Origin of the sequence: Streptomyces sp. 2114.4 (assembly GCF_900187385.1) — a bacterium.
GTDB classification, from domain to species: domain Bacteria; phylum Actinomycetota; class Actinomycetes; order Streptomycetales; family Streptomycetaceae; genus Streptomyces; species Streptomyces mooreae.
This window is the reverse complement of sequence record NZ_FYEY01000001.1, coordinates 3,823,580-3,836,891: the sequence shown is the minus strand read 5'-3', so window position 1 is coordinate 3,836,891 and position 13,312 is coordinate 3,823,580. Positions and strand designations below refer to the sequence as shown.

Here is a 13,312-nt window from a genome sequence, read left to right as displayed (position 1 = left end):
CGGTCCGGCCGGACGTGGCCGGGGCAGGTCCGGGCCGCGTCCGGGCAGGTGGGGCAACTGCCGTGGCGATGCCCCGCGTTCGGACGGGCCGGCGGTGGGGCCGCACCGGATGGTGCCATGATGGTGACGCCGTGACGTCACCTTGCGCCATGATGGCGGCGCTTGGCGCCGCTTCGGCGCCATAAAGGCTTGCGTTGGCGTCATTGTGGTGCCACTATGGCGTTATGGACCTCACGCCGTATGTCGACAACCTCCGGCACGAGCTCGCGGTCGCCGCGGACGCGGGCGGAGACGAAGCCCGTGCCCTGGCCGAACGACTCACCACGCCTCTGGAGTCGGCCACCCGGCTCATCCTGCTCAACGCGCTGTCCTCCGCCATGGCCGAGGTCACCCGCGAGCTGGCACCGGGCTCGGTCGACGTACGGCTGCGCGGACTCGACCCCGAATTCGTGGTGACCCCCTCGCCGGCGCCGGACCAGGAGCCGTACGGGGAGGCCGAGGCGCCCGAGGACGTGCCGGGCGGACGGGCGCCCGTGCCCACCGTCCCCGCGGACGGCGACGAGGGCGGCACCGCCCGGATCAACTTCCGCCTGCCCGCCCACCTCAAGACCCGGGTCGAGGACGCCGCGGGCCGCGAGGGCCTGTCGGTCAACGCCTGGCTGGTACGGGCCGTCGCCACGGCCCTGGAACCGGGCGAGAGCCCCCGCTCCGCCGGCCGCAGCCGCCACCGGGGCCAGCAGGGTTACACCGGCTGGGTCCGCTAGAGACCCGCGCCGGCCGGCCTCCCCCGGCCTATCGCACCACCGCACCACCGGACACCCCACCATCCGACACCGCACCACCGGCCACCGCGTCACTGCTCACCGCACCACTGCCCACCGCGCACCGCAGCACCTCACCACCCCTCACCACTTCGCACCGCGCCACTTCTCATCTCACCCGCCCTACCAGCGGGAATGCTCACCACAGCCATGAGGACGGGACAGCCATGCCTGCTTTTGACACCCCCGAACCGATCTCCGTCACCCTCGAATTCGACATGGGATCCGCCCGGATCACCGCGAGCAAGCGCACCGACACCGTCGTCGAGGTGCGCCCGAGCGACGCCACCGCGGACGCCGACGTACGGGCCGCACAGCAGACCAAAGTCACCTGCTCCGGCGGCAAGCTGGTGGTCAAGGGGCCCAAGAAGCGCTCCCTCTTCGGCAAGTGCGGCTCGCTCGACGTGACCATCGAGCTGCCGGCCGGCTCGGACGTCCTGGGCACCTCGCCGATGGCGGACTTCACCTGTGCGGGCCGCCTCGGTGAGTGCCGGTTCAAGACCTCGCTCGGCGATCTCCAGATGGACGAGGCGGAGGCCGTGAACCTGCGGACCGACTACGGCGACATCCGCCTGGCGCGGGTGACGGGGGACGCCGAGCTCATCGCCTCGGGGCTGATCGAGGCCGGGGAGATCGCGGGCGCCGCGCTGGTCAAGAACGGCAACGGCGCGACCACGATCGGCGAGGTCACCGGCGCCCTGCGGGCGACCGCGTCCAACGGCCTGATCTCCGTCGGCGTCGCGCACGCCGGGGTCGAAGCCAAGTCCGCCAACGGCGCCATCCGGATCGGTGAAGTGGCACGCGGCCGGGTCGTCCTCCGGGCCGCGGCCGGTGACCTGGAGGTCGGCATCCGTAAGTCCACCGCCGCCTGGCTCGATGTGGCCACCGGCCTCGGCAACGTGCGCAACTCGCTCGGACCGTCCGACGGTCCCGGTGACGCCGCCGAGACCGTCGAAGTACGCGCCCACACCAGCCTCGGCGACATCGTGATCCGCCGCTCCTGATCACTGTCGCCGGGGTCTCGTGACCGGTGACCGCCGACCGCGCGTGACCACCGGCCACCAGCTGCCGCCGGCCTGCCACATCGCAGAACCCGGAACCGGAAATCGGAAATCGGAACTCGGAAACTCGAAGAGGAACTGTCATGATCATGAAAAACATGGGAAGCCCGCCCCGCTCGTCGGCGCCCCGCCCACCGAGGCCCCGCCCGCCGGCGATCACCGCACGCGGATTAGCCAAGTCCTACGGCGACAAGGCCGTCCTCGACGGCATCGACCTGCACATCCCCGAGGGCACGGTGTTCGCCCTGCTCGGGCCCAACGGTGCGGGCAAGACCACCACCGTCCAGATCCTCTCCACCCTCATCCCGGCAAGCGCCGGCCAGGCGCAGGTCGCGGGCCGTGACCTGGTCCGCGAGGCCGACGCCGTACGCGCCGCCATCGGCGTCACCGGTCAGTTCTCGGCGGTGGACAACCTGCTCAACGCCCGGGAGAACCTGCTCCTCATGGCGGACCTGCACCATCGAAGCCGCCGCGAAGGCCGCCGGCGCGCCGACGAACTCCTGCAGCGCTTCGAGCTGACCGAGTCGGCCGCCAGACCCGTCGCCACCTTCTCGGGCGGTATGCGGCGCAAGCTCGACCTCGCGATGACCCTGGTCGGCGATCCGCGCCTGATCTTCCTCGACGAGCCGACCACCGGCCTCGACCCGCGCAGCCGGCGCACCATGTGGGAGATCATCCGCAGTCTGGTCGCCGAGGACGGCGTCACCGTCTTCCTGACGACGCAGTACCTGGAGGAGGCCGACCAACTCGCCGACCGCATCGCCGTCCTGGACCACGGCAAGCTGGTCGCCCAAGGCACCGCGGACGAGCTGAAGCAACAGATCCCCGGCAGCCATATCCGCCTCAAGCTCGCCGACACGGACCGCCTGGCATCGGCCGCCGCCCTCTTCACCTCGGCAAGCCGCGACGACGAAGCGCTCACCCTGCACATCCCCGGCGACGGCAGCATCCCCGCCCTGCGCAGCGTCCTCGACACCCTCGACCGCGCGTCCGTGGAAGCCGAGGCGCTCACCGTGCACACCCCTGACCTCGACGAGGTCTTCCTCACCCTCACGGGCCGGTCCCCGCAGTCCGGCGCCACCGCCAACTCCCTTGAGAAGAGGGCCCGATGAGCGCTCTCCCGTACGCGATGCGCGACTCGATGACGATGCTGCGCCGCAACCTCAAGCGCGCACGGCGCTATCCGTCCCTGACGCTCTCGGTCGTCGCCATGCCGATCGTGATGCTGCTGCTCTTCGTCTATGTCTTCGGCGGTGCGCTCGGCAACGGCATCGGACTGCCGGGTGCGGCGCACGGCCGCGGCGCGTACGTCAACTACGTCGTTCCGGGCATCCTCCTGATGGCCGTGACCTCCGGTGCCCTCTCGACGGCCGTCTCGGTCTCCATCGATATGACCGAAGGCATCATCAACCGCTTCCGCACCATGGCGATCTCCCGTGCCTCCGTGCTGACGGGCCATGTGGTCGGCAGCGTCATCCAGACCATGCTCAGCCTCGTCCTGGTCCTCGCCGTCGCGCTGGCGGTGGGCTTCCGGCCGGACGCCACTCCCGTCAGGTGGCTCGCCGCCCTCGGCCTGCTGGCTCTGCTCGCCTTCGCGCTCACCTGGCTGGCGGCCGCGATGGGCATGGTGGCCAAGACCGTCGAGTCCGCGAGCAACGCCCCCATGCCGTTCACCTTCCTGCCCTTCCTCGGCAGCGCCTTCGTCACCCCCGACTCCATGCCGGCCGGACTGCGCTGGTTCGCCGAATACCAGCCCTTCACCCCGATCAACGAGGCGCTTCGCGGCCTCCTGCTGGGCACGGAGATCGGCACCAACGGCGTCATAGCCCTGGCGTGGGCCCTCGCGCTCAGCCTGGCCGGCTACCTGTGGGCGCGGGCCGCCTTCCGGCGCGGCGCCACACGCTGAGCGCGCCCCCGCGCCCGGGACGCCTCCGTTCCCGGCAGGCCCCTCACCCTCCCCCGCACTCCCCCTTCCTCGCGCCTCGCCCTTCTCCTCACCTCATCCTTCACCGCACACCACGGTGTGCCCCGCATCCCGCATCCCGCATCCCGCATCGGAGGACAGTCATGCCCCTGCACCCCGAACACCCCGCCCCCGAACACCCCGCCCCCGGACACGGCGAGCCCGGACACGGCGAGCCCGAATGCCCCACCTCCGGACACCCCGTCCCCGTGACGCTGCCGACCGCCCGTCCCGCGGGCTGCCCCTTCGATCCGCCCGGCGAACTGACGGCCCTGCGCACGGAACGTCCGCTCACCCGGATGCGCTTTCCCGACGGGCACGTGGGCTGGCTGGCCACCGGCTACTCCGCGGTCCGCGCGATACACGCGGACCCCCGCTTCAGCTCACGCTACGAGCTGCTGCACTACCCGTTCGAGGACGGCTACACCGGCGAACTGCCCCCGGCCCCGGTCGGTGATCTCACCGGACTCGATGCTCCCGAGCACACCCGCTACCGACGTCTGCTCATGGGCAAGTTCACCGTCCGCCGGATGCGCCTGCTCACCTCCCGCGTCGAGGAGATCACCACCGAGCACCTGGACGCCATGGAGCGCCAAGGGCCGGCGGTGGACCTGGTCGAGGCGTTCGCCAAGCCCCTCCCCGCGCTGATGATCTGTGAACTCCTCGGTGTCCCTTACGCCGGCCGGGAGGTCTTCCAGCGTCATGTGGCGACGGTGATGACCCGGAGCGCCACGATGGACGAGGTGGCCGCTGCCATGGCCGCGCTGCAGAACATCCTGGCCGAGCTGGTGTCGGCCAAGCGTGCCCAGCCCACCGACGACCTGCTCGGCGACCTCACGACCACTGACCTGACTGAGGAAGAACTCGCCGGCATAGGGAGCTTCCTGCTCGCCGCCGGCCTCGACACCACCGCCAACATGCTCGCGCACGGCACCTTCGCGCTGCTGTCCCACCCGCACCAACTCGCCGCCCTGCGTGCCGATCCGGGCCTCGCCGACCAGGCGGTCGAGGAGCTGTTGCGCTACCTCAGCATCGCCCACACCAGCGCGCGGTCGGCGCTGGAGGACGTCGAGCTGGAGGGCCAATTGATCAAGGCGGGCCAGACCGTCGTCCTCTCGATCGAGGCCGCCAACCGCGACCCGGAGCGGTTCCCCGACCCCGACACCCTCGATCTGCACCGCAAGGCCACCGGGCATCTGGCCTTCGGCCACGGCATCCACCAGTGCCTGGGCCAGCAGCTGGCCCGCGTCGAGATGCGGGTCGCCCTTCCCGCGCTCCTCGCCCGCTTCCCGACGCTGCGGCTGGCCGTCCCGCCGGAGGAAGTCCCCCTGCGACACGGGATGAACATCTATGGGGTGCACCGGCTCCCCGTCACCTGGGACGAGCGGTAGCCCTGCCGCGCCGCCCGGCGGGGGCGCGGGTCATGCGGCGGGAGCGCGTCTGCCGCACGTCGCACACGGCACACGGAGGAACCCGCTCGCACTCCGGTACGTCTTCCCGCGTACGTGTTGGCGTAGACGGTCCCTGGAGGAACCCGGTGGAGCACAGGATGTTGGGGCAGCGGTACGAGCTGGTGGAGCAGCTCGGGCACGGCGGGATGGGAACGGTCCACCGCGCCGTCGACCACCGGTTGCGCCGTACCGTCGCCGTGAAGACCCTCTCCGCCGAGCTGGCGCTGCAGCCCGAATTCCTCACCCGGTTCCAGCGTGAGGCGCACGCCGCCGCCGCGCTCAACCACCCGGGGGTGGCCACCGTTCATGACGTGGGGGAGGACGCGAGCGGCGGGGCCGCCGAGCCCTACCTGGTCATGGAGTACGTGGAGGGCAGAACCCTCAGCCAGGTCCTCAAGGACGGCGCGCTGCCGGTGGCACAGGCGCTCGACCTCACCGGTCAGGTGCTGGACGCCCTGGAGCACAGCCACCGGCACGCCATCGTGCACCGGGACATCAAGCCCGCGAACGTCATGGTCACCGGCTCGGGCAAGGCCAAGGTCGTCGACTTCGGCATCGCCAAGGCGCTCAGCGAGGCGGCCACCCGCCTGACGGGCACGGGCGTGGCGGTCGGCACCCCCGCCTATCTGGCCCCGGAGCAGATCAACGGCGGCGAGACCGATCACCGTACGGACCTCTACGCCGTGGGCTGTCTGCTCTACGAGCTGCTGACGGGCCGTCCCCCGTACACCGGGGATTCCCCGTTCTCCGTGATGCACCAGCATCTGTCCGCGGAGCCGGTGGCGCCCTCCCGGCTCCGCCCCGAACTGCCGCCCGCCGTCGACGCGGTGATCGTCCGCGCGCTGCGCAAGGGCCGGGAGGACCGCTTCGCGAGCGCATCCACGATGCACGAAGCACTCACCGAAGCCGCCCGGCCCACCCCTCTCCGCACCCCCACCGCATTCGACCCGGCCACCCCCGGCCACGCCCCACGGGCACAGGCCGCACCCGGCCACGCCGCACCCGGCCACCTCGCACCCGGCCGCTCCACCGGGGAACCCCACCCGGCGGCACCCGCCGCCTCCGCCCCACCCCCCGCCGCCTCCGCCCCACCCTCCGCCACCCCCACCCCCTCCGACAGCGGACCGGAGGCGTCCCCACCCCATCCCACCCGCCGCAGACCGGCCCGTGTGGTCCTCCGGCCGACGGCCGAGGGCGCGGTCGCCCTGCTCGGCTGCTTCCTCTCCCTGGTGATATCCCGGACCGACATGATCGAGGTCGGCCAGTTCAACCGGGTCGCGCTGCTCGCCGCCGTCGCCGGGGCGGTGCTCCTGCTGTGGTCGGCACGGCTCGCCTGCGCGGTGTCCTGGGGCCCGGTGGCGGAAGCCGTGGCCGCCTGGTCCGAACTCTCCCGCGGCACTGTCGGCTGGGAAACCCGCTACGTCATCATCGCGCTGGTCCTGGCCCTCGTCGCCGCACTGTGCCTGGCGGCCGGCTACAAGGACGACCACGCGGGCGGATTCGCGCTGGTGGCCTTCTGGTTCACCGCCCTGACCGCCGTCTGGTTCTTCCTCGACGACCTCCACAAGATCGGCGTGTTCTACGTCCTGCTCCTCGGCGTCACCCTCGCCATCGGCACCCATACCCTCAAGTCCCGCACCCGCCCGCCCTCGGCCGGCCACCTCACCACCCCACCCACCACGGCCGACGCCCCGAAGCCGCCGGAACACCTCCGCACCGCTCGCCGCCGGCCACGAAAGCCGGCCGACCGGCACGCCCGGGGATAGCGGGAGTCGTGACGGCAAAGGCCCCTGCCCTGACCCGGGGAGGTGGCACCGTTGCGACCCCGCAGCGCTCTCCTCACCACCTCATTCGGCGCGGAGAAAGCGGCGCAGGATGAGCCGGAGCGTGGGCAGTCGGCCGGCCGGATCGAAGGCCGGGGCGGTGGCTGCGCTCGTCGGCCTGCGACCTCGACGCGCAGCGGCTCGCCGACGCCTTCGCCGAGCACGGCTACCGCTGGTCCGACCGCGATCCGCACCGGGACGAGTTCCGGCTCTGGGTCCCCCGGGCACCGGGCCTGCCGGAGGGCGCCGACGCGCTGCTGACGGCTCGCGCACAGCTACTGGGCAAGCCTGCCACCGCCGACGAGGCCCGCGAGCTGCGCGAGGAACTGGCCAAGATCGGCGTCGTCGTGCGCGACGAGAACAAGCGGCAGTACTGGCGCACGGCCCGGACGACCCGGGGTTGAGGCATTGCGGCGGGCCGATTCCTCAGCGTGTGCGGACCCTGCGCGTGCAAACGCTCCCCCGCGTACGGGCATCCGTGGGGGAGGCCCGCGGCGCGGAGCCGTCGGTGGGCCGTCAGTTGACGCAGACGAGTCCCAGCAGACACACATGCGCCGGGGAGGTGGGCTCGGCGGACGGGGCGGTCGGGTCGCTCGGCGTGGTCGACGTAGAGGGTGCCGTCTGCGTCGGTGAGGTGTCCGTGCCCGTGCCCGTGCCCGTGCCCGTGCCCGTGCCTGTGCCGGACGAGTGTCCGGCGGGAGCGGGGGCGGCGGTCGTCCTCGGTGCCGCGGCGCCGGAGTGGTGGGTGGGTGACGTCCCGGCCGCGGTGGGCGTCGAGGTGTGCGGCGCCGTGCTCGGGGATGCGGGGGAGTGTGCCGGGGTGGCGTGCTGCTGCCGGGCCGGCGTGGCCGCGGACGGCGCGGCGGCGGGGGCGCTCCGCTGCGGGTCGGCCGCATGGTGCGGGTGCGTGGCGGGGTGCCGGGAAGCCTCGGTGTCCGGCTGCTCCGACGACGAGGCGGCCGTTTCCGTACGGGGCGAGCCCACGCTCCCGGGCTCCGGCGCCGAGGACGCCTGCGCATGGCCGGCGGACGGCTTGTTCTGCAGCAGCGAGACGGTCAGGCCACCGCCGACAAGGGCGAAGGCCGTGGCGGCCGCGGCCCGGCGCCGGTGCTTCTTCCAGCGTGCCAGCTGCCGACGCCGGGCCGCCCGGCCCTGGCCGGTAGCGGCGGCCACCCCGGTACCGCCGGACGCACCGGCCTCGGCAGCATCCGCCCGCATCTCATCGCCGTCGAAGGCACCGCTGCCCGAGCCACCGCTGCCCGAGCCACCGCTGCCGAAGTCACTCCTGCCCAGGGCACTGGCGCTGCTGCCCAAGGCGCCGCTGTCGAACGGCGCGCTGTCGAACGGCGTGGCAGCGGACGGCCTGGCAGCGGACGGTATGGCATCCGATGGCGCGGCAGCGGAAGGGCCGGCTGCGGACGGCTGCGTGCCGTGCTGCCCAGGGTGCGCAGGGGCGCCGAGGCCGGCGGCTTCCTCGGCACGCCAGGCCTCGAACGCCGCGGCGGCGGCCTTGGCGCGCTGCCGGCGATGGTTGGGCGGGGCGATGTCCGGAGCGTAATCTCCGCATCCCGGGCAGACGAGTGCCCCGTTGAGACTTCGGCGGCACGACGAGCAGTAGTCCATCTGCGATCTTTCTGTGCTGACTGCGCCGCCAAGGACGCCGGCGACCTGATCAAATTCGCACGCGGGATCGAGCGGGCTGTAACGCTAACGGCACCCCCCGAGGGCAAAGCGAAGGCCCTGTGACGCTTCGGTGCAGATTCCTCACCAGTGGCTCTTGGCATGCCCTGGCACTCCGGACATGTGGCGACGAATCCCGTGATGGCTCTCTGGACGCGGACCGCAGCGGGCGTCGGGAGGTGAGAGGAGGCGACGCCTCGACGACGCGGGAAGCGGCTCGCCACATCAACATCGACGCGGGAGCGGTCTCCCGCCTGGTGGACCGCCTCGTCGCCAAGGGCCTGCTGAGGCCCGGGGCCAGCGGCAGTCCGTCGCCGGCAGTCCGACATCGGCAAGGTGGTGCACCACCCATACCTTCCGGTGATCTAGCCGTCGGCAGAGCCCAGTTCGAACCGCACCTCCGGATTGGCCGCCGAGGGGCCGTCGAGCAGCGGCTCCCGGATGCTGCGCAGGTGGCGGTCGAAGAAGGCGCCGACGTAGCTCCGTGTGAGCTGGGCGGCGCGCGGTCCCGGCAGCGGTGCGGAAGGGTCGTGCACGCCGAGTTGGGCGGCGAGGACGGGCAGGTCGAGGAAGCTGAGGTGGTTGGTGCCGGAGACGGTCAGCCAGCGCTTCCAGCCGTTCAGCCGGGCCCACCCCTCGTCCCATGTCCGCTCCGGGCCGCCGGGCCGGTGACCTGCGTTGCCCAGCAGCAGGAAGGGCCTGCCCTGGAGCCCGGATGCCGGGAGGGGCACGTTGAAGACGCCGTCCATGTTCACGCCCGCTCGTATCCGGTCGTCGGAGGCCATGGTGCGCGCCGTGCTGTCGCCGCCGATGGAGTGCCCGGCCATGCCGATGCGCTTCGGGTCGATCATGCGCCCGTATTTCCACGCCGGGCGGCGGCCGGTCAGCTGGTCGATCACGAATGACAGGTCCCGGGCCCGGTTCGTGGTGACGCTGCCTTCCTGGCCCTGCTTGACGGTCTCGCAGGCGACGCAGGTGAGCGTACGGCCGCCGGGGAAGGCGGTACCGGCAGCTTCGTAGGCGTGGTCGACCGTCGCGACGACGTACCCGCGGCTGGCCAGATCCTCGGCGAGGAGGGTGAGGGTGGTGCGCGGCAGTCCGAAGCCGGGGGAGAGCACCACCAGCGGATGCCTGCCGTCCGCGGGCCGCGCACCGGTGCGCGCGAAGGTGCGGGTGGCGCTGACCACCCGGGCCGGCACCTTGCCCTCCAAGTGCTGGCTCGCCAGCAGCAACCGGGCCTCTTCCGTGGTCATGTAGGCGGAGGGACGCCCACTCCCGCGGTGCGCCGGATAGTACAAGGAGAGCATCAGCTCCCGCGCCCCCGAGCGGGGAACCCAGGGATCACGACGGCTCTTGTCGACGAGATGCACGATGCTTCGCCCCACCGCATGGGGCCCGGTGGGGCGGGGGAGTTCGAGGTGGACGGCCGGTGCGCCCGTGGCGGATATCGGCGCGGGCGCAGTCGCGGCGAACGCCGTACCGGATGCGGCGACCGGCAGGGCCAGGGACAGCGCGAGCAGGGCGGCTGTCGCGGTACGGGGAAAGGTGATCATGAGGGAAAGCTACGACGGAACCCTGGCCGACGCCTCGACAGCGGCAGAAACCGGCCAGGTCGCATGAGGAACGCGAGAGGGGTGCAACGAGGAGTGCCTGACGCGGGGCGTCGTTGCCCCTCCCGGTGCCCTCAGCCGCGTCCGCGCCCGGTGAACTTCTGCCCGACGCCGAGCCCGCGCAGGCTTGCGAGGACCTGGGGGTCCTGGGCGTCGAGCCAGTCGCAGAGCTGGCGGAAGGAGACCAGCCGGACGTCCTTGTGCTTGCCGCCGGCGATGTGCTTGAGGGCTTCCTCGACGGCGTCCATGTAGATGCCGCCGTTCCACTGCTCGAAGTGGTTGCCCACGAACAAGGGGGCCCGGTTCGTCTCGTACGCCCGCTGGAAGCCGGCTATGTAGGCGTCGGTGGCCTCCTTGCGCCAGCGCGGGTAGTTGGCCGGCGGGCCCTTGGTGGAGTTCTTGGACTGGTTGTACATCAGGTTGAAGTCCATCGACAGGGTCTCGGAGTGCCCGGGGAACGGTATGGACTGGAGCGGGAAGTCCCAGATGCCCTGCTTCTTGGTGGGCCAGACCTGGAGGCCGCCGGGGGAGCTGGCGTCGTAGCGCCAGCCGCGCTTGCGCGCCGTGGGCAGCAGGTTGTCCTGGCCGAGCAGGCACGGCGTACGGGCGCCGACGAGTTCCTTGCTGTAGTCGAACGGCAGCGGTTCGACATCGGTGAAGCCGGTGTTCGTCCGCCACTTGGTGACGAAGTCCATGGCCTGCTCGATCTCGGAGTCCCACTGGGCGGGGGTCCAGTGGGCGACCGAGCCGTTGCCTCCGCAGAAGTGGCCGTTGAAATGGGTGCCTATTTCGTGGCCCTCCAGCCACGCCGCGCGCACGTTCTTCAGCGTCGCCTTGATGTGGTCATCGGTGAGGTAATCGATGTCGGAGGCGCCGACGGGGTTGTTCGGCGGGCGGTACAGGCGCTTCTTCGATTCAGGCAGCAGATACAGCCCGGAGAGGAAGAAGGTCATGGAGGCGTTGTGGTCCTTGGCGAGCTTGCGGAACCGCGGGAAGAGGCCGTTGCCCACCTCGCCCGCTCCGTCCCAGGAGAAGACCACGAATTGCGGGGGCTTCTGGCCCGGTGCCAGTTTCTCCGGTGCGGGCGGCTGGTTCGGCTGCTTTCCGGTGTACGCGGTGGAGCCGTCGCCGATCGGCTTGCTCTTCGCCGTCTGTCCGGGCTTGGATCCGACCTTGTCGGAAACCGACGAGCCGGAAAGTGAGCAGCCGGCAACGGAGAGTGCGGCCGCCGCGCCGGCCCCGAGTCCGAATATGCCTCGGCGGCTTATGCCCCGTCGGCTGGTGTCACGCATAACGGTACCCATCGCATTCGTTCGAAGTTCTGATGTGGGGGACGCCCGGAGAAGTGGGGCGCCCGGAAAGACGGGGAGTCTGATGCCGAGGTTCCGCTTCGACCCGAGAAGGAGGATCCTCAACGGAGGAGGGTTCTCAAGGGGAGCGGATTCTTAACTGGCGAGAATTATCGACAGAGGGTCACGGGCGAATTATTCTCCGAAGCCGTGGGGGCCGGAAGCCCGGCACTTCGCAGTGAACTACGCGAGGGGTAACTCCGAAAAGGAGCAGCCAACAGAAACCGCTTGCACCGCGCCGCGTCGCAGCGCACGTCCCTGCTCCGTCGTCGCGGCCTTCCCGGCGCGGCCGTCGTCGTCCGGCGTCGTCTTCTGCATGGTGATCCCCCGATCGGTGGGCCGGGCATGGAGCCGAAGGCCTCAGCGGCCCTCACCAACACCCTTGGACACCCATGACTCTCACGGAGATCGCTAGCGCACCGTTAACGCCTCACTAACAACTGCTGCGCGCAGGAGCCGCCGTGCCTCCGGCCTCGGCCAGGGCTTCGACGACGGCAAGAACCGACGGGCGGACCGACCCATCGGTACGCCATGTCGCGTACACCCGGCGGGTCAGCGCCGGCTCGATGTCCACAACCCGGATACCGGCGGGAAGCGGCCCGAGCCCCAGTGTGGGCACCACGGCCAGACCGACTCCCGCCGCGACCAGAGCGAGCTGGGTGGGGTGCTCGGAGACGGTGTGCACGATGCGGGGCTCCGCACCGTGGCTCCGCATGGTGAGCACCAGCCACTCGTGGCAGGTCGAGCGCCGTGCCCGGCTGATCCACGATGCGTCGACGAGGTCGCCGAGGCCCACCGTGGCGCGCTCGGCAAGGGGGTGTGCCTCAGGCAGGGCCACCTTGGCGGTGTCCGTCACCACGAGCCGCTTCGCCACCCCGACGGGCCAGGACAGAGGCGAGTGGACCCAGTCCTGCACCACCCCGACATCCAGGTCGCCCCGTTCCACCTGTACCAGCGGCGAGGCGAAGTCGATCTCGGTGACCCGCAGTTCGAGATCGGGCGCACGCTCACCCAGCAGCCGGAGCGCGTGGGGGACCAGACCCCGGGCCGCCGTGGGGAAGGCACCCAGCGTGAGCGTGCCCACCACGTCGCCCCGGTGGGCCTGCAGCTCGGCCTCGGTACGGTCCACCAGCTCCAGGATGCGTTCGGCACGGTCCACCAGCAGGCGGGCCACCGGAGTCAGCTCCACGCCGCGCCCGTTGCGCACCACGATGCGGTGCCCGCATTCGTGTTCCAGCTTGTGGATCTGCTGGGAGACGGCGGATGCCGATACGTACAGGACGTCCGCGGCCGCGCTGACGGAGCCGTACTGAGCGAGGGCTCGCAGGGTGCGGAGCCGGTCGAGATTGAGCACGGTGAAGGACTCCTACATCGGCGGATCACATTTTATTGCTTGTCGTTGACGCGTGGTGACCGCAGGGTTTTCGCCATGGATTCACCCCGCCCCAGGGCCGACGAGGAGGCCGCCTCCTTGCCCTGCCCCGCCCAACACCCCCCTCCTGAAGCCTCTGCAGAGGCCGCTCCCGAGGCCGCTGCTGAAGCCTCTCCCGAAGC

10 protein-coding genes and 1 pseudogene are annotated in these 13,312 nt (G+C 71.3%); 7 read left to right on the top strand and 4 right to left on the bottom strand.

The window, feature by feature from the left end; genetic code table 11:
• Positions 1–224: 224 nt before the first annotated feature.
• The 6 genes from CFW40_RS16800 to CFW40_RS16775 all read left to right on the top strand — a co-directional run bounded on the left by CFW40_RS16800 (position 225) and on the right by CFW40_RS16775 (position 7,062).
• Positions 225–764 (top strand): hypothetical protein, encoded by a 540-nt coding sequence (locus tag CFW40_RS16800; RefSeq protein ID WP_088798663.1) that lies wholly within the window; start codon positions 225–227, stop codon positions 762–764.
• A 224-nt stretch (positions 765–988) separates the two neighbouring features.
• Positions 989–1,825: a DUF4097 family beta strand repeat-containing protein gene (locus CFW40_RS16795; RefSeq protein WP_088798662.1), complete on the top strand. Its 837-nt coding sequence runs from the start codon at positions 989–991 to the stop codon at positions 1,823–1,825.
• 146 nt (positions 1,826–1,971) lie between these two features.
• Positions 1,972–2,994, top strand: coding sequence for an ATP-binding cassette domain-containing protein (locus tag CFW40_RS16790; protein WP_371127326.1), 1,023 nt, complete (start codon positions 1,972–1,974; stop codon positions 2,992–2,994).
• Positions 2,991–3,788: an ABC transporter permease gene (locus CFW40_RS16785; protein WP_088798661.1), complete on the top strand. Its 798-nt coding sequence runs from the start codon at positions 2,991–2,993 to the stop codon at positions 3,786–3,788. The genes CFW40_RS16790 and CFW40_RS16785 overlap by 4 nt, the downstream gene beginning before the upstream one ends.
• Positions 3,789–3,949: 161 nt before the next feature.
• A complete protein-coding gene (locus tag CFW40_RS16780) occupies positions 3,950–5,236 on the top strand; it encodes a cytochrome P450 (RefSeq protein ID WP_088798660.1) in 1,287 nt (428 codons plus the stop codon).
• A gap of 158 nt (positions 5,237–5,394) precedes the next feature.
• On the top strand, positions 5,395–7,062 hold the full coding sequence (locus CFW40_RS16775; RefSeq protein WP_176956486.1) for a protein kinase: 1,668 nt from the start codon (positions 5,395–5,397) through the stop codon (positions 7,060–7,062).
• 573 nt (positions 7,063–7,635) lie between these two features.
• Here CFW40_RS16775 and CFW40_RS37110 read toward each other — a convergent pair.
• On the bottom strand, positions 7,636–8,433 hold the full coding sequence (locus CFW40_RS37110; protein ID WP_176956487.1) for a hypothetical protein: 798 nt from the start codon (positions 8,431–8,433) through the stop codon (positions 7,636–7,638).
• Between the two features lie 428 nt (positions 8,434–8,861).
• Here CFW40_RS37110 and CFW40_RS38925 point away from each other — a divergent pair.
• A pseudogene (locus tag CFW40_RS38925) lies at positions 8,862–9,089 on the top strand (MarR family transcriptional regulator); the annotation flags it as partial.
• 75 nt (positions 9,090–9,164) lie between these two features.
• Here the strand turns inward: CFW40_RS38925 and CFW40_RS16760 are convergent.
• The 3 genes from CFW40_RS16760 to CFW40_RS16750 form a co-directional block, all read right to left on the bottom strand.
• A complete protein-coding gene (locus tag CFW40_RS16760) occupies positions 9,165–10,352 on the bottom strand; it encodes an alpha/beta hydrolase (protein ID WP_088798657.1) in 1,188 nt (395 codons plus the stop codon).
• Between the two features lie 131 nt (positions 10,353–10,483).
• The gene (locus CFW40_RS16755) at positions 10,484–11,701 is read right to left on the bottom strand and encodes a hypothetical protein (protein WP_088798656.1); all 1,218 of its coding nucleotides are present in this window, start codon (positions 11,699–11,701) and stop codon (positions 10,484–10,486) included.
• 490 nt (positions 11,702–12,191) lie between these two features.
• Positions 12,192–13,112 carry a LysR family transcriptional regulator gene (locus CFW40_RS16750; RefSeq protein WP_088798655.1) on the bottom strand — a complete coding sequence of 307 codons (921 nt, stop codon included), beginning with the start codon at positions 13,110–13,112 and terminating at the stop codon, positions 12,192–12,194.
• Positions 13,113–13,312: the final 200 nt, after the last annotated feature.

Bases quoted from the DNA above. Each gene is read 5' to 3' on its own strand.
- CFW40_RS16760 (WP_088798657.1), bottom strand. From the start codon at position 10,352: ATGATCACCTTTCCCCGTACCGCGACAGCCGCCCTGCTCGCGCTGTCC.
- CFW40_RS16755 (WP_088798656.1), bottom strand. From the start codon at position 11,701: ATGCGTGACACCAGCCGACGGGGCATAAGCCGCCGAGGCATATTCGGA.
- CFW40_RS16795 (WP_088798662.1), top strand. From the start codon at position 989: ATGCCTGCTTTTGACACCCCCGAACCGATCTCCGTCACCCTCGAATTC.
- CFW40_RS16775 (WP_176956486.1), top strand. From the start codon at position 5,395: ATGTTGGGGCAGCGGTACGAGCTGGTGGAGCAGCTCGGGCACGGCGGG.
- CFW40_RS16800 (WP_088798663.1), top strand. From the start codon at position 225: ATGGACCTCACGCCGTATGTCGACAACCTCCGGCACGAGCTCGCGGTC.
- CFW40_RS16790 (WP_371127326.1), top strand. From the start codon at position 1,972: ATGAAAAACATGGGAAGCCCGCCCCGCTCGTCGGCGCCCCGCCCACCG.
- CFW40_RS16785 (WP_088798661.1), top strand. From the start codon at position 2,991: ATGAGCGCTCTCCCGTACGCGATGCGCGACTCGATGACGATGCTGCGC.
- CFW40_RS16780 (WP_088798660.1), top strand. From the start codon at position 3,950: ATGCCCCTGCACCCCGAACACCCCGCCCCCGAACACCCCGCCCCCGGA.